Genomic DNA, 15,545 nt, shown 5'->3' with positions numbered 1-15,545 from the left:
AGCGGCCCCACCAGAACGCATATTATATCGTGTACAGACATCTGAGCCGATGCCCTCCACCAATCGCACGACAACCGCACAGCGACGCCTCGAATCGGTGGCACGTCATGTGTCACGATCAGTGCCAAGCGAACACCCGACGCTAGCGGGGGAACGCAACTGATGCCGACGTTCACCGCTCGACTTGCCGATGGCTGGAAGAAAGCGGGCGACCACATATCGCTAATCCTGGTCCCGATACTGCTGGCGGTCATGCAGACGGATAGTATCCGGCAAGTACTCACCTACGACGGGGCGCACATCGGCATTAAGTTCGGCGTCCCTGCGTCCGTTGTGACCATCTGGCAGTTTGTGAGTCTGCCCGGTAGCGGTGTCACGGCAAATGTTGGCCTCCCACTGTCGGCCCCGCTTGCGGTGGTTGTCATACCGGGAGTACTAGTGCTACGTGCCGGTCTGAGTGCGGGTTACTTCGGAACTATCGCGGCAGAACTCCTCGGTCGCCACGAGGGCTTCGCGATGAGCGTGCTAGCATACTTTGTCCCGTTTCTGGTGATAACTGCCCTCCCATATGTTATTCTCGTCCCACTGGCACTGGGGCTGCTTGGCTTCGGGAGCCTCGGTGAGGGGGGCGCGATAGTCGGCGCTGTGTTCCTTTTGATTCCAGCGTTCGTAGCTGCCGGGTATCTGTTCTGGGCCACGCCGTATCTGGTTGTCCTGCGCCGGACTGGGTTTGTGGCAGCGGCCAGAGGCTCGTACCAACTGGCTGTCGACGGCGGGCCGTATCTCTCCTACACAGTCGGCTATCTGGGACTCGTTTTGCTCGTCTCAGCGGTGGCGACCGCCGTTGTCGTCAACGTCTCTGCGGTCGGCCTCCTCATCGGAATCGTGGGCGGCGGGTTTCTAGGGCTCGTACTCAATATCACGACGATGCGGTTCGTCGCTGACATCGACCCGCAGTGCCCCACTGCCGGCGAGTGGCCCGAGCAGCACCGCAGCGGCGACAGTGTGGTCAATACGTAGGGAGGTGGCTCACTCGCCCTGCTCGTCCAGTTGCTCGACGAGGCTGATACCGTAGATAGTCCGCAGCACCGTGCTGGCGTCGCCGGCCTCGTACACCAGATTATCCCTGGCGCTGACGTGGTCGAGCACGTCGGGCGAGGAATGCGCGGGGGCGGCGGCGATACCGGCGTCGTTCTCGTCGGTCCAGCGCATCACCCGCAGGTCGCTCTTGCTGTCGCCCATCACGAGCGCGAACGGGTCGTCGATTCCCAGCACGTCGAAGGCCTCCTCAACGCCGGCTGACTTGTCCAGTTCGAGGCTGACGAGTTCGGCCGCATCGCCCTCGTAGTAGCCCAGGTCGACGCGTTCGAGGATGTCGCGGAACGCCTCGGGCGCGTCCTCGATGTCGGCGTCGGTCGATAGACCGCCCGCCGCCAGCACGTCCAGAATCTCCGGGTCGCGGCTGAAGTAGGCCCGTGCGTAGCCTGCAGGGTCGTCAACCTCGGCGTCAACCTGTGCGGCGATGGCGTCGCCGACGAGGCCACAGAGGTAGCACAGCGATTCGTCGATTATTTCGACGGCGTTGTCGCTGCCGACTTCGGCGTTGGGTTTCAGCGTGACGTTGAACTCGTTGCCCTGAAGATGACAGCGCTTGCCAACGGCGTCAGGGGCCTCCGAGAGGACCCGCCGACGGACCGTTTCGAACACATCCACGACCGCGCCGTCGAGGCGTTCGTACAGGAGTCGCTTCGTGTCCTCGCCGTGTTTGGGTGTGAACACGCCGTTACCAGACTCGTAAACGATGCTCATCTGCCCGGAGGAGACGAGGTCGTTGCCCAGCCCCTGAATCATGAACCCCTTGACGTTCTCCAAGGTCTGGCCGGTACAGACGACGATAGGGATTCCTGCTTCGTGAAACTGCGTCAGGAGATACAGCGTATCGCGGGGGATTTCGTTGTCGGTGTCGCCAGCCGACCGGAGCGTCTCATCGACATCCAGCACGAGCACGTTCACCGACCGGTCGTACTTCGAGTAGAGGTCGAGTGCGGTGAAAGCCTCGTCGCGGGTCAGCCGGGCCGCGATTTCCGCGTAGGTCTCGCCGGTTCCGGGAAACTCGTCAGTGATATCCGATTTGAGGGCGTTGAGGCGGTCACTGGCGGTTTCCCACTGTTCCAGCGCAACGGTCGAGCGGAGCGGGGGAAACAGGTCGACGAACTCCTGATAGCCACGCAGCGTCGTCGTGTCTACGCTCTTGTAGAGACGGTAAAGTTGGTCGTATTGTTCCATGTCGAGGTCCACAGGATAGTGGCGACTGACGGCGAGCGTACTTTAGCTATCGGGTTTGTGGTCCTCACACACGACAAAAAACGGCTGGTTTGCCAACACCGCGACGGATGCGCCGCTGCCTACGCCTCGTCGCCGCCGTCCGTCAGCACCTCGGTTTCGGTCGCCTCCTCGTTGAGGAAGGATGGCAGCTCCTCCTCGTCCTCGTCAGTTGCCTCGTCGTCCGCCGTCGCTTCGGTCCAGGAGCGTTCTCTGTGGTGGCACATGGGTCGTCACCATGCGAGGCTCAGGACTGTGTTGTGTTAACTATTTTCATGAGTTGGCTGATACACGCAGGCGAGGGCAGACAGTATCAAGTCGCTCCGCCCGTTAGCTGGTCGCAATCACATGCGGAGGCACGTATGACCGACATCCAGCGACTCGACGACCAGACCGTCGAACGCATCGCGGCCGGTGAGGTGGTCGAGCGGCCGGCCTCCGTCGTCAAGGAACTGGTCGAGAACGCCATCGACGCCGACGCGAGCCGGGTCGACGTGGTTGTGGAAGCTGGCGGAACCGACGGGATTCGCGTCACGGACGACGGCATCGGGATGGACCGAGAAGCCGTCGAAACGGCCGTCGAGGAACACACCACGTCGAAAATCCGCGACATTGCAGATCTGGAGGGTGGCGTGGGCACACTCGGGTTCCGCGGCGAGGCCCTGCACGCAATCGGGGCTGTCTCACGGCTGACGATCCGGACCAGACCCCGCGGCGGCGACGTGGGAACCGAACTGGTGCTCGAAGGCGGTGACGTCACGTCAGTCAGCCCCGCCGGCTGTCCGGAGGGGACAACGATGGCGGTAGAAGACCTCTTCTATAACGTCCCAGCCCGCCGGAAGTACCTCAAACAAGAGTCGACGGAGTTCGCACACGTCAACACCGTCGTCGCCAGCTACGCGCTGGCTAACCCGGACGTGGCCGTCTCGCTGACCCACGGCGACCGCGAGACGTTCTCGACGACCGGCCAGGGCGATTTGCGCGAGACAGTGATGTCGGTCTACGGCCGGGAAGTCGCCGAGTCGATGATTTCGGTCGGTGCAGGCTCGGAGGCAACAGGGAGCGGCGACGAGATGGACAGTTTCCCAGATGGACCGCTCGACGGCGTCCACGGCCTCGTCTCCCACCCCGAGACGAACCGCGCTGGCCGCGAGTACCTCTCGACGTACGTCAACGGTCGCTACGTCAGGGCCGGAACTGTCCGGGACGCCGTTATCGACGCCTACGGTACCCAGATCGCGCCGGACCGCTACCCCTTCGCCGTCCTCTTTCTGGACGTTCCCGCGGGCGACGTGGACGTGAATGTCCATCCCCGGAAAATGGAGGTCCGCTTCGCTGACGACGAAGGCGTTCGCGAACAGGTCCGGACTGCAGTCGAGGACGCGCTGTTGCGTGAGGGGCTACTACGCTCGACAGCACCGCGTGGCCGGTCAGCACCGGAGCAGACAGAGATAACGCCGGAATCGGACGGAGCGACCGATAGCGGAGGCGAGCGGGCAGCCCCGAACGGCCGGGATGCCATAGACGACGCAACAACGTCGGGACAGACGGACACCACCGCAACGGAAAGCAGTGCTGAGGCACCAGCACAGGAGCCAGATACTGCGCCCACAGCCCGACCGGACGGTACCCAGACGGAGACAGGGAACCGCGAGTCATCCGACACAGCCCCATCAATTCAATCAGCCGACACGAAGCCATCCTCTGAAACCGGGAGGACGGACGGTACGTCGGGCGAATCCGGGACTGGTCAGACAGGGGGTAGCGTTTCGGGTGGAGATAGTGACGGTGAACGCCCCGGCGCGTCCGCGGCGGGCCAGACAGCGGCGGAGCGCGGGGAACGGAAGTTTACCGGCGGTCAGGAGCAGGCACGTCTCGGCGACGACCCGGAGGCGACCCACGAATCGCTGCCTTCGATGCGGATTCTCGGACAGTTAGCCGACACCTACGTCGTCGCGGAGACAGATGACGGCCTCGTGCTGGTCGACCAGCACGCGGCCGATGAGCGGGTCAACTACGAGCGGCTCAAGGCTAAGTTCGAAGGCGAAACGACGACGCAGGCACTTGCTAACCCGGTCGAACTCGAACTGACTGCGCGCGAAGCCGAGGTATTCGACCGACGTAGCGACGCGCTGGCGAGTCTGGGGTTCCACACGGCGCGCACAGGTGAGCGCAGCGTCGAAGTCCGGACCCTCCCGGGCGTCATCGCCGACGCGGCCGGGCCGGACATCGTCAGGGACGTACTCGGTGCGTTCGTCGCCGGCGACGACGAAGCGGCGGCAACGGTCGAAGCGGCGGCCGACGAACTGCTCGGCGACCTGGCGTGTTACCCCTCGGTGACCGGGAACACGTCGCTGACCGAGGGCTCCGTCCGGGAGCTACTCGCCGCACTGGACGACTGTGAGAACCCCTACGCGTGTCCCCATGGGCGACCGACGGTCATTCACATCGACCGGCAGGAACTCGAAGACAGGTTCGAGCGTGATTACCCCGGGCACGGCGGTCGCCGGCGATAGCGAGGGAGGACGGCCCGTCCCCCGGCACAGCAGTCGATACAGCCGATTAAACTAAACCTTCGTCTCCCGATGCACGCGGTATGTCACTTGTAACGTTCGGCGAGACCGCTCTCAGATTTTCCCCCCCAGACGGACAGCGATTCGAGACGGCCCGCGAAGCGTCAATTCGCGTCGACGGGACCGCGAGCAGCGTTGCGGCGACAGCCGGTCGACTCGGGGCTGACGCACAGTGGCTCTCGAAGGTCCCGGACACGCCGCTCGGGCGGCGTGTCGTCGCGGAGCTCCATGAGTTCGGTCTGGAGACAGAGGTTGTCTGGGCCGACCCAGACACCGGCCGCCAGGGACTCACGTTCCACGAAGACGCCGACCCACCCCGTGCCGAACGGCTACTGCAGGACCGCGGCGACACCGCGATGGCGACGCTGACGCCCGGCGAGTTGCCGATGGGCGAGATACAGAACGCGGACGTGGTGTTTACTTCGGGCGCAACTCTCTCGCTCTCTGAGACAGCCGCCGACACGACGGGGGCATTGCTCAGAGCGGCCGCAGGAATGCGGGCGTTCGGCCTCGGTTTCCACCCCGGATTGTGGGACGCCGAAGATGCTCTCGACGCCCTTGCAGACCTGTTACCAGCCGTCGATACCCTCTTTGCCGCCGAAGAGCAGGTTTCCGCGGTGTTTGATACGACAGGGAGTCCGCGCGAGGTCGTGCACACGCTCGCAACGGAGTACGACCTCACCCGCGTGATTCTCACACGGAGCGAGTACGGTGCGGTTGCCTACCACGACGGCGTCATTCACGAGCAAGATGCCATCGAAACGTCCGCAGTAGACGAAGCAGGACAACACGAGGCTTTCATCGGCGCAACGCTCCAGCAACTTGCCGCCGGTGCTGACACGGACGAAGCGCTGCTCCATGGTGTCGCGGCAGCAGCGCTGTCTCGAACACTGTCCGGGCCGCTGACGCCGCTCGAACCGTCCGAGGTTGAGCGTCTCGTCGATTCACAGCAGTCCAGACGGCCGTAGGTGGCACGTACCGGCCGGCCGTACCGATCTCTGTTTACTCCGCTATTAGCCAGGGACGTCCGCCGTGGCGCGGTGACAATTAGACCGTGGACGCGACAGACGGCAGCGGTCAGCGCGTCACCGCCGCCGTGACGATGGCCGCACGGCTTGTAGCCCCTTCCCGCACACACCGACGGCGCTAACGGGACGTTTTTCCCCACGAGGGCCGCATACCCGTACAATGACTGTTCTCGAGTCCGTTCACGAGGCCCACGGAGCGACGTTCAGGGAGGTCGGTGGTCGGCAGGTCGTCGACAACTACGGGCGACCGGAGCGGACCCACCGCGCGGTTCGGAACGTCGTCGGCGCGATGGAGTACGGCTACGGCGTCATCGTCGTCACCGGCGAGGACCGCGTCGACTACGTCGACAACGCCGTCTCGAATCGCGTCCCGGACGAGGACGGCGCGGGCTGTTACGCGCTCTTGCTCGACCCCGACGGCCGCGTCGACACGGACATGTATGTGTACAACGCCGGCGAGCGCCTGCTCGTGTTCACGCCGCCCCAGAAGGCCGAGGAACTGGCCGCGGAGTGGGCGGATAAAACGTTCATTCAGGACGTCGAGTTCGAGGAAGCGACTGACGACTTCGCCGTCTTCGGCGTCCACGGGCCGAAAGCGACAGAGAAAATCGCCAGCGTCCTCCACCAGACCGGTACCCCACCAGCGCCGCTGACCTTCGAGCGGGGCGAACTCGGTGACGCCGGCGTCTCCGTCATCCGGACAGACGACCTCGCTGGGGAGGAGAGCTACGACGTGGTCTGTAGCGCCGACGACGCCGAGGCCGTCTTCGACACGCTGGTCAACCGCGGGCTCAACGCCGTCCCCTTCGGCTACCAGACCTGGGAGACGCTGACGCTTGAGGCCGGGACACCGCTGTTCGACACCGAAATCGAGGGCGCGCTCCCGAACGACCTTGGCCTGCGGAACGCCCTGGACTTCGAGAAGGGCTGTTACGTCGGTCAGGAGGTCGTCTCGCGTATCGAGAACCGCGGCCACCCAACACAACGGCTGGTCGGCCTCGCCGTCGAGGCGTGCCCGGACCCCGGCGCTGCGGTGTTCGCCGGCGACGAGCACGTCGGCGACGTGACCCGCGCCGCACAGAGTCCGATGCGGGAAGCCCCTATCGCGCTGGCAAACCTCAGCTGGGAACGGCCCGAAGAAGCGTTGAAAATCCGCATCGACGGTGAACCGGTCAGCGCCCAACAGGTCGACCTGCCCTTTATTGATGGCTCGGCACAGTCGGCACGGTTGCCGACCTACGAGTAGCGTCGGTCACTCTAGTTCAATAACGGCCCGCCCGCTGGTCGCACTCCGGACCCGGTCTCGCAGTTCACTAGCCTCCACAGTAGGGACTCGAACGTCGAAGACGACTTCGGCTTCGTAGTCGGCCTCGAACTCGACACCTGCTGATTCAAGCAGGCTCCGAACACTGCCCGAGTCGTCGTAGGCGACGGTCACGGTGAACTGCTCGTGGGGTACTTCCTCGACGACGCCGGCGTCGTCAACGCCGTCCTTCACCGCTCGGGAGTACGCACTGGCGAGGCCGCCGACGCCGAGGTTCGTCCCGCCGTAGTACCGCGTGACGACGGCGACAATGTTCTCAATGTCACGCTGCTGGAGGACGTTCAGCGCGGGGTCGCCGGCGCTGCCGCTTGGTTCGCCATCGTCACTGGAATACTCCCGAAAGGGATCGGATCGGACGCGATAGGCGGGGACGTTGTGGGTCGCGTCGGCGTACTCCTCTCCGACGGCGTCGACGAACGCCTCGGCGTCTTCGACGGTTGTCGCTGGGGCGACGTGGCCGATGAACTCCGAACCCCGCACCTCGAAGCGCGCCTCGCCGCGGCCCGGAACGGTCCGATAGCTGTCCGTCACGGGCTGGGGTACGCCCGGCGGCGGAATAGCGTTTGTCGTTCGCTCCCTGCGTGTGGCATCAAGTCAGTCCGTCTCGTCGCCGGCCTGTCGCGACCCCCAGACCCGCTTGTCCAGCAGCTTGACCTGCATTCCGTCCCGAACCTGCAACTGACAGGAGAGTCGGGGATAGCCAAACCGGTCGGCAAGGTCGTCGTGCCAGTGGTCGGGGTCGGGCGGTTCGGCAAGGCGGACGCCGCAGGTGGCACAGATGCCGCGGCCGCCGCAGTTGACTCGCGTGGCGTAGCGGCCGTGTGGCGAGAGGTCGGCATCGAGGAGTACGTCCCGGAGGACGGCCCCACGTTCGGCGGTGAGTTCGTGGGTTTCACCCGCGGGCGTCTCGACGGTGAGCGTTGCTGGCATTACGCCAGTTCGATAGTCCGAACGAACGCCAGCCGGCGGATTTCGTTGATGAGGTCGCCGGGGAGTTCCTCGTCGGTGATGACGTACAGTTTCGGTTCGTCGGTGAACTCGGGGTCTTCGCTCAGGACCTGCCGGATGGAGATACCGTGGTCGGCGATAGCCGACGTGACCGTCGAGACGATGCCGGACTCGTCGGCGGCCCGGACGGTGACAGTCACTGCGTGCAGGTCGAGCACTGGGGCGAGGTCGAGCAGGCTCGGCACAGAAGAGATGTTGCGGAAGATGCGCCGCAGGTCGTCATCGTCGAGAATCGCGTCCGTCGTCGCGTTGACCACCCGGCGGTCGACGTTGGCCTCGCGGGCGATACCCGTGTTCGGAATCTCGATACCGCCGGAGACGACGCGGCCGTCCTCGTTGACGGAGAACCCCCGTTCCAGCAGCAAGCGGATGACGTCCTGCTGGCCGGGAGAGTCCTCGAATTTCTGCATAATCTCGTCGAACATACGGAGTGGTGGACGTGGGGCCACTAATCGCTGCCGGCAGCAGTTGAAACAGGCGCGGTCTCACGCTGCAGTCGACTATAGCTCGCCTTTCGTACTCGCCACGTCGGACCGGCGCTCGTCAATCCGGGTCGCGTCATCGAGCGACCGGGCCAGGCTCTTGAACAGCGCCTCGATCTCGTGGTGGGCGTTCTCGCCGTTGACGCCACAGTGCAGTGTCAGTCCGGCGTTCATCGACAGCGAGCGACAGAAGTGCTTGGCCATGTGGCTGGTCATCCCACCGACCGAGGCCTGTGAGAACTCGCCGTCGAACTCGAAGTACGGCCGGCCGGAGATATCGACGACGACGCTCGCAACGGCCTCGTCAAGCGGGACCTTGCGGTCGGCGAAGCGGCGGATGCCGCGCTTGTCGTCCAGCGCCTCGGTGAACGCCTCGCCAAGCGTGATGGCGACATCCTCGACGGTGTGGTGGTCGTCGATGTCCAGATCGCCGTCACACTGCACGGTCAGGTCGAACAGCCCGTGGGTGGAAAAGGAGTCGAGCATGTGGTCGAAGAAGCCGATGCCGGTGTCGATGGTGCTGTCGCCGTCGCCGTCGACGTCGAGCGTGACCTCGATATCCGTCTCGGCCGTGGTCCGGGTGACGGCTGCTGTCCGGTCAGTCATACGTATCACGTATCAGGCCGTGTATTTGTGGATTGCGTCCGGCCACCCGGTCCAATAGTTACTCTGTCTGCTCGTCAAGCAGCGCCAGCAATCGGTCGGTCACCGCCGGCGCATGTTCGATGAAACAGCAGTGGCGACCCTCGACAGCCTCCACAGTGCCGCGGGGGAGGTCGGCTGAAAGCGACTGTGCGGCCTCCGGCGACACAACGGGGTCGTCCAGCCCGTAGTACACCTCGGCAGGCTGGGTGATTTCGTACAGCGGTGGTGCATCGAAGGCCGTCATTGCGTTGGCCTGCGCGTCACGAGCCGCGCCGGTCGCGTCCTCCTCGGCGCGCCAGCCTGCGATCTGCTCCATGAGGTCAGGGTCGTGTTCGCGGAACGCCGGCGAGAACGCGCCGTCGAGCGACGACGGGGCATTGAGCGCAAGCGCGTCGAGTGCGTCCCGGTCAATCGCATCGCCAGACCCCACCGTACAGTACAGCGTCAGCGAGCGGGCGCGGCTGTACTGGTGGGCATACTGGAGCGCGACCATCCCACCAAGCCCGGCTCCAACGAGGTGGGCGCTCCCGACGCCGTGGTCGGCCAGCACGGCTTCAAGGTCGGCCGCCAGCGTTCCCACATCGTACGGTCCCGCGGGCGCGTCCGACCGGCCGGTCCCGCGGAGGTCCCACACTACCGTCTCGTAGGGGCCGGCGACGGCGTCGTAGTGCCAGCCCCAGAGCCACGCGCCGTACCCCACGTCGTTGATGAACACGACGGTCGGGCCGTCGCCGTCGGCTTCGTAGTAGAGAGACACGTCGCGGTTGCGTGCGGTCGGCATTGGCCGTCAATTCCCGCGCCGGCAGTGTGTCTCTTTCGGTAGGTAGCTCTTTCACACTGGCTATCGAAGGACCGCCAATCCCGTGTCCGGTGCAGAATCACTTATCGGCGCCGTCGTGTTGGTCGTGAGCCTAGGTGTCGCCGCGCAACTGGTTGCCGACTGGCTCCAGATCCCGAGCGTCGCGTTCCTGCTAGTCGCCGGCGTCCTCGTCGGCCCGCAGGCGCTCGGGCTGGTCGACCCCGCGATATTCGGGCAGGCCGGACTGCAGGCTATCGTCGGCCTCAGCGTCGGCATCATCGTCTTCGAGGGGGCATTCCACCTCACTGTTGAGCGCGTCCGTGAAGCGTCCAGAGAGGCGCTTGGACTGGTGACAATCGGCGCGTTCGTCTCGCTTGTCGGAACCGCCGTCGCCGTCAAGGTCGTGTTCGGGACGACATGGCCGGTCGCCGTCCTCGTCGGAAGCCTGCTTATCGCCACCGGGCCGACGGTCATCACGCCGATCATGCAGGTGGTTCCAGTGCGGGACCGGGTCGCCGCGGCGCTGGAGACTGAAGGTATCATCAACGACGTGACCGCCGCTATCCTCGCGGTGGCGACCTTCGAGTTCGTCATCGCGAGCCAGTCCTCGCCGGTGGTCGTCATCGAGGCGTTCGTCGCCCGATTGGCCGTCGGCCACGTCGTCGGCATCGCCGTCGGTGGCGGCACCGCACTCCTGCTTAAGCGGTGGCACCTGTCGGCGGACAATGCCCTTCAGAACGCCCGGGTCGTGGTCCTGACCGCGGCACTGCTGGCGTACGCGCTCGGGAGTATGTGGCTCTCTGAAGCCGGTATCGCAGCCGCCGCCATTGCCGGTATCGTACTGGGGAACGCCGAGATCCCCCACAAAGAGGAGGTTGCCGGGTTCAAGGGCGGTATTACGCTGTTTGTGCTCTCGTTCGTGTTCATCGTGCTGGCGGCACAGCTCTCACTCGGCGACCTGCGTGCGCTCGGGGTCGGCGGGCTCGTCGTCGTCATCGTCGTCGCTGCGCTCGTCCGCCCGCTTGGCGTGTTCCTCTCGACGCTAGGTGGCCGACTGACAGTTCGAGAGCGGATGTTCGTCGGCGGGATGGGGCCGCGCGGTATCGTCCCGGCCAGCGTCGCCACGCTGTTTGCCATCGAACTGCGTCCCGAGAACCCCGAAGCCGCGACGGTTCTCGTCGGGACCGTCTTTCTCGTCATCTTCGCGACCGTCATGTTTCAAGGCGGGCTGGCCCGTCACTTCGCGCAAGCGCTTGACATCCTTCCTATGCAAACACTCATCGTCGGTGGCGGTCGTGTCGGCCGGGAGCTGGCAGTACGGTATGAATCACGCGGCGAAGAGGTCGTCCTCATCGACAGCGACAAGGACACCGTCGAGCGGACCCGGGCCGACGGCCACCGCGTCGTTCACGGGGACGCGACGAACGCGACCGTCCTCGAAGAAGCAGGGGCGAATCGGGCATCCGTCGTCGTCGCTGCGACTGCAGACGACGACGTGAACTTGCTCGTGGCACAGCTGGCGACGACCCGGTTCGACGTCGACACCGTGGTCGCCAGAGCGAACCAGCCGGACAATGTCGGGGCCTTCGAGGATCTCGACGTCGAGACCATCTCCGCCGGCTTCGCCGTCGCCGACGCAATCGACGACGCGGTCGAGCGACCAGCGCTGGCCCACTGGCTGTCGGACTCCGGCCGAACAGGGGACGTACTGGAAGTCGAACTCAGCAACGACTCACTGGTCGACCGGACCATAGAGGAAACCGCGGAGAAGCTTCCGAACGGCTGTCTGGTGGCAATGGTGAGTCGCAACGGCACAGACAGAGTCCCCGACAGCGATTTCCGCCTCGCCAGCGGCGATCACCTGACGCTCGTCTGCGAGACCAACGAAGCGATGCAGGACGCCAGAAGACTGTGTCAGGGCGGCTAGCCGGACAGCACGTACCGCTCAGCGCAGTTCGTCGAGCGAGACGGTCGCCGAACGGTCCGCGGTAACCCACTCTGTCACGGACTGCTGGCGATCCGAGGGGAAGATAGTCAGCTCCGAAGGGTTCTCGGGGTCGTCGTACAGGTAATCCAGTTCGAATTCCGGCGCTTCGTTCAAATCGGTGTCCGACGGGGGCGTCGTGGTAGCACTCATTGTTCAGGTAGCGTGGGTAGCACTGCAGTTTGTACACAGTTCGTCGGGAGCACGGCCGCTGGCAGCGGGCACACTGGTCCCACAGCGCCGACACGTCCGTTGTGACCGAACGTACTCGGTGTGAGTCCGAATGTGTACGATGTCACGTTCTCCGCTCATATCTGCTATAGATGGGCAGTTACTAAAAATACTTTTGGAAACTCATCCAGATATACCTAATACAAGTAAATGTAATTGTATCCCTTGGATGTATTCGAATCGTTCGAGCAGAATATTCCTCCACAATCGGACAACTGTCCGAAGCAACGGAGTGGAAAGCAGCACTAACGGCGAGAAAACCAGAGACGGTTCAGGCGTTTGCGACAGTTCGCAGGATCTCCGGCGCGTCGTCAAGCGCGTCGTCAAGCGCGTCCGCATCGGGACCGCCGCCCTGTGCAAAGTCCGGCGGGCCGCCACCGCCGCCGCCGACGCGACCGGCGAGTTCGCCGACGACTTCACCGGCGTCGACATCGACGCCGTCGGGCACTGAGACGACGAACTGCGCGCCGTCGAGTCCCGAGCCAAGCACCGCGATGTTGCCTTGCTCGACGATAGCGTTCGCCTGCGCGCGGAGTTCGTCCATGTCGGCGTCGATGCGCCCGACAACGGCGGTCGCATCGCCGACCTCAACTTCTTCGTTGTCGCCACCGCCGCTCGCGCGGGCCTCGGCGAGTTGCTCTTTGAGCTGTTCGATTTCTTTGCCACGGGCCTTCCACTCGTCGAAGAACCGCTCGGCAGTCTCCGGGACGGCATCGGGCGCAACGTCAAGGATATCCGCGGCTTCGGTGAGCGCGTCTTCGGTGCGCTGGGTGGCCTCAATGGCCGCGTTGCCCGCCGCAAACGTCAGGCGGATGACCCCGTCCTGAATCCGCTCGGTGTTCAGGAGCTTGACAGCCCCGATGTCGCCGGTTCGGGCGACGTGAGTGCCACCACAGGCCTGCACGTCGTCGCCGACAGTGATGAGGCGGATCTGCTCGCCGGCCGGGATGCCGCCCTGATAGAGGTCGAAGCCGTACCGTTCCTCGGCATCGTTGCGGTCGGGCCACTCCTGTGAGACGGTGATGTTGTCCTGAATGATGTCGTTTGCGAGGCGTTCAATCTCTTTGACTTCCTCGCGGCTCACCGACTCGTAGTGGCGGATGTCGATGCGGGCTGAGTCGGTGCCCTTCTGGGCCCCGGCCTGCCTGACGTGCTCGCCGAGTACCTGCCGGGCGCTGTGGATGACGATGTGGGTCGCCGTGTGGTGTTGCATCAGGCGCTGGCGACGGGTGGCGTCGACCTGCCCACGGACGAACTCACCCTTGCCGGGGTCGTCGTCGCAGGTGTGGACGATGACATCGCCGTACTGCTGGACGTCGGTCACCTCGGCGGAGACGTCGTCGGTCGACAGCGTCCCCTTGTCCGGGGGCTGGCCACCGCCCTCCGGGTAAAACATCGTCTGGTCGAGCACCACGTCGTAGGTGTCGTCGTCGCGGTCAAACACCTCAAGGACAACGGCTTCGAACTCGGTCCGCTGCTGGTCCTCGTAGTAGAGCCGGTCGGTCTCGGGCAGTTCTTCGAGTCGGTCCTCGTAGGGCGTCTGTGACTCCTCGGTGGCGGTATCGTCGCCGCCGTGGCGCTGGGCGACGACCGCGTAGAAGTCGTCGGGCACGTCGACCGCGACGCCTTTTTCGGCGGCGATCTCCTCGACCATGTCCGGCTGAATCCCGTGGGAATCGTACAGTTCGACCAGTTCCGACGTCGGAATCGGCTCGCCCTTTTCGGCGTACTCGTCGGCCAGCTGGCGGACACGCCGGCCACCGCGGTCAAGCGTCTCGCGGTACTTCTCGACCTCGGTGCGGACGATGTCACGGATGGTGTCGCGGTTCTCGTAGTCGAGGCGTTCGGCCTGCATGTCGACAAGTTCGTCGAGCGGCGCGTCGACGCCGACGCCGTCGACCAGCCGCTTCGTCCGGCGCAGGACCATCCGTGCCAGATACCCTGTCCCGACGTTCGACGGGACGATGCCGTCGCCGAGCATGTACGCGAGCGTCCGGCAGTGGTCGGCGATGGCGTAGATGTCCTCAAGCGGTGCCATCAGGTCCCGCATCTCCTCGACCTCGACGCCGACCTCGGCGGCGATGGTGTCGCGTTCGGCTTCGATGTCTTCGGCCTCGTCGATGTCCATCCGGCCCGCGAGCTTCGCGGCCTCGTGGACGATGCGCTCTTCCTCGTCAGTGAGTTCGATGCCGGCGTTGTCCTTGAGGAAGGCGATCATGTCGGGGTAGACGGCCTCGTACACCGTCGGCGTCCCCTGGCTCATCCAGGTCCAGCGTTCGAGTCCATAGCCGGTGTCGACGATGTAGGTGTCCATCGGCGAGTACCGGTTGCCGTCCTTCATCTCGTACTCGCCGTCGGAGTCCTGCTCCATGGACATGAAGACGAGCGTGGCGAGTTCGGCCCCGCGGTAGATAACCTCGATAGCCGGACCGGCGTTGCCGCCACCGACCCACGGGTCCTCGATGTAGACGATCTCGTCCAGATTCGCCCCCATCTCCTCGAACAGTTCGTCGCAGTACTGGACGGTTTCGTTCTTCCAGTACACCTCGCCCTCGTAGGCGTACTGCTCGGGGTCTTCGATGTCCTCGCGGGCGTTGAACGCGTGGTGGGCCATCATCTCGAAGGCCATCGTGTGCCGGCCCGTCTTCCCGACGTTGTCGATGTCCTGCATCCGGATACAGGGCTGGCTGATACACAGCGGGTTCGCCGGCGGCGGCGTCGTCCCCGAGGTGACCAGCGGTTGGAAGTCGTAAATCGACGCCTGCGTGAGGAGGACATCGTCGCGCCAGCGGTTCGCTGCCACCGGATACGGGTCGATGCGCTCGTGGTCACGGTCCTCGAAAAAGGAGAGGAACGCCTCGCGCATCTCCGTCAGCGAGTGGGACTCGTCGAAGCCGGGGTTGTCGATGAAGTCGTACTCCGCACACGGCGGTTCGCCACAGGTCTCGCGCTTGACACGGGACCAGAACATGTCGCCACAGGAGACACACTCCTGTCTGTGGAAGCCTTCCTCTTCGAAGTAGTCGAGTTGGTAGGCCTCGTCGAGGTCGCTCATTGGTGTTCAGTTGGCCCACGTTCGCCTAAAACTGTTCCGAAGGGGCCGAGTATTGAGCCGGGAGTCACTGTTGTCAGGTAGATGCAGTCGGACT

General features: G+C 64.6%; 14 protein-coding genes. 5 read left to right on the top strand and 9 right to left on the bottom strand.

Translation table 11 applies throughout. The annotated features are described in order from the left end of the window. Positions 1-162: 162 nt before the first annotated feature. Positions 163-1,020: a hypothetical protein gene (locus G9C82_RS09915; protein ID WP_127014006.1), complete on the top strand. Its 858-nt coding sequence runs from the start codon at positions 163-165 to the stop codon at positions 1,018-1,020. Positions 1,021-1,029: 9 nt separating this feature from the next. Here the strand turns inward: G9C82_RS09915 and G9C82_RS09910 are convergent, their stop codons facing one another. Both G9C82_RS09910 and G9C82_RS09905 read right to left on the bottom strand, forming a co-directional pair. Next, positions 1,030-2,298, bottom strand: coding sequence for an HAD family hydrolase (locus G9C82_RS09910; RefSeq protein WP_127014005.1), 1,269 nt, complete (start codon positions 2,296-2,298; stop codon positions 1,030-1,032). Between the two features lie 107 nt (positions 2,299-2,405). Beyond that, positions 2,406-2,549 carry a hypothetical protein gene (locus G9C82_RS09905; RefSeq protein WP_004590504.1) on the bottom strand — a complete coding sequence of 48 codons (144 nt, stop codon included), beginning with the start codon at positions 2,547-2,549 and terminating at the stop codon, positions 2,406-2,408. Between the two features lie 135 nt (positions 2,550-2,684). On the opposite strand from G9C82_RS09905, the gene mutL reads away from it, so the two are divergent. The 3 genes from mutL to G9C82_RS09890 all read left to right on the top strand — a co-directional run bounded on the left by mutL (position 2,685) and on the right by G9C82_RS09890 (position 7,169). After that, positions 2,685-4,838: a DNA mismatch repair endonuclease MutL gene (mutL, locus tag G9C82_RS09900; protein ID WP_127014004.1), complete on the top strand. Its 2,154-nt coding sequence runs from the start codon at positions 2,685-2,687 to the stop codon at positions 4,836-4,838. 80 nt (positions 4,839-4,918) lie between these two features. Next, the gene (locus G9C82_RS09895) at positions 4,919-5,863 is read left to right on the top strand and encodes a PfkB family carbohydrate kinase (RefSeq protein ID WP_127014003.1); all 945 of its coding nucleotides are present in this window, start codon (positions 4,919-4,921) and stop codon (positions 5,861-5,863) included. 220 nt (positions 5,864-6,083) lie between these two features. Beyond that, positions 6,084-7,169: an aminomethyltransferase family protein gene (locus G9C82_RS09890; protein WP_127014002.1), complete on the top strand. Its 1,086-nt coding sequence runs from the start codon at positions 6,084-6,086 to the stop codon at positions 7,167-7,169. Between the two features lie 6 nt (positions 7,170-7,175). Here G9C82_RS09890 and G9C82_RS09885 read toward each other — a convergent pair whose 3' ends face one another. The 5 genes from G9C82_RS09885 to G9C82_RS09865 form a co-directional block, all read right to left on the bottom strand. After that, positions 7,176-7,778 (bottom strand): YigZ family protein, encoded by a 603-nt coding sequence (locus G9C82_RS09885; protein ID WP_004959559.1) that lies wholly within the window; start codon positions 7,776-7,778, stop codon positions 7,176-7,178. Positions 7,779-7,841: 63 nt separating this feature from the next. After that, positions 7,842-8,177: a 2Fe-2S iron-sulfur cluster binding domain-containing protein gene (locus G9C82_RS09880; RefSeq protein WP_127014001.1), complete on the bottom strand. Its 336-nt coding sequence runs from the start codon at positions 8,175-8,177 to the stop codon at positions 7,842-7,844. Continuing rightward, positions 8,177-8,680, bottom strand: a complete 504-nt coding sequence (locus G9C82_RS09875) for an ACT domain-containing protein (protein ID WP_004959564.1) — start codon at positions 8,678-8,680, stop codon at positions 8,177-8,179. Before G9C82_RS09875 ends, G9C82_RS09880 begins: the two co-directional genes overlap by 1 nt. Positions 8,681-8,755: 75 nt before the next feature. Next, a complete protein-coding gene (hisB, locus tag G9C82_RS09870) occupies positions 8,756-9,343 on the bottom strand; it encodes an imidazoleglycerol-phosphate dehydratase HisB (RefSeq protein WP_127014000.1) in 588 nt (195 codons plus the stop codon). Between the two features lie 58 nt (positions 9,344-9,401). Beyond that, positions 9,402-10,163 carry an alpha/beta fold hydrolase gene (locus G9C82_RS09865; protein WP_127013999.1) on the bottom strand — a complete coding sequence of 254 codons (762 nt, stop codon included), beginning with the start codon at positions 10,161-10,163 and terminating at the stop codon, positions 9,402-9,404. Between the two features lie 82 nt (positions 10,164-10,245). On the opposite strand from G9C82_RS09865, the gene G9C82_RS09860 reads away from it, so the two are divergent. After that, positions 10,246-12,108 carry a cation:proton antiporter gene (locus G9C82_RS09860; protein WP_007189486.1) on the top strand — a complete coding sequence of 621 codons (1,863 nt, stop codon included), beginning with the start codon at positions 10,246-10,248 and terminating at the stop codon, positions 12,106-12,108. An 18-nt stretch (positions 12,109-12,126) separates the two neighbouring features. Here the strand turns inward: G9C82_RS09860 and G9C82_RS09855 are convergent, their stop codons facing one another. Continuing rightward, entirely contained in the window at positions 12,127-12,318 is a 192-nt protein-coding gene (locus tag G9C82_RS09855; protein ID WP_007189487.1) for a hypothetical protein, read from the bottom strand. A 349-nt stretch (positions 12,319-12,667) separates the two neighbouring features. Then, the gene (gene alaS, locus G9C82_RS09850) at positions 12,668-15,451 is read right to left on the bottom strand and encodes an alanine--tRNA ligase (protein ID WP_127013998.1); all 2,784 of its coding nucleotides are present in this window, start codon (positions 15,449-15,451) and stop codon (positions 12,668-12,670) included. Positions 15,452-15,545 lie beyond the last annotated feature (94 nt).

It is taken from the genome of Haloarcula sp. R1-2 (genome assembly GCF_011627385.1).
GTDB lineage: Archaea > Halobacteriota > Halobacteria > Halobacteriales > Haloarculaceae > Haloarcula > Haloarcula marismortui.
Note: the sequence above shows the minus strand (reverse complement) of the source record. Positions and strands in the feature narration are given on the sequence as shown.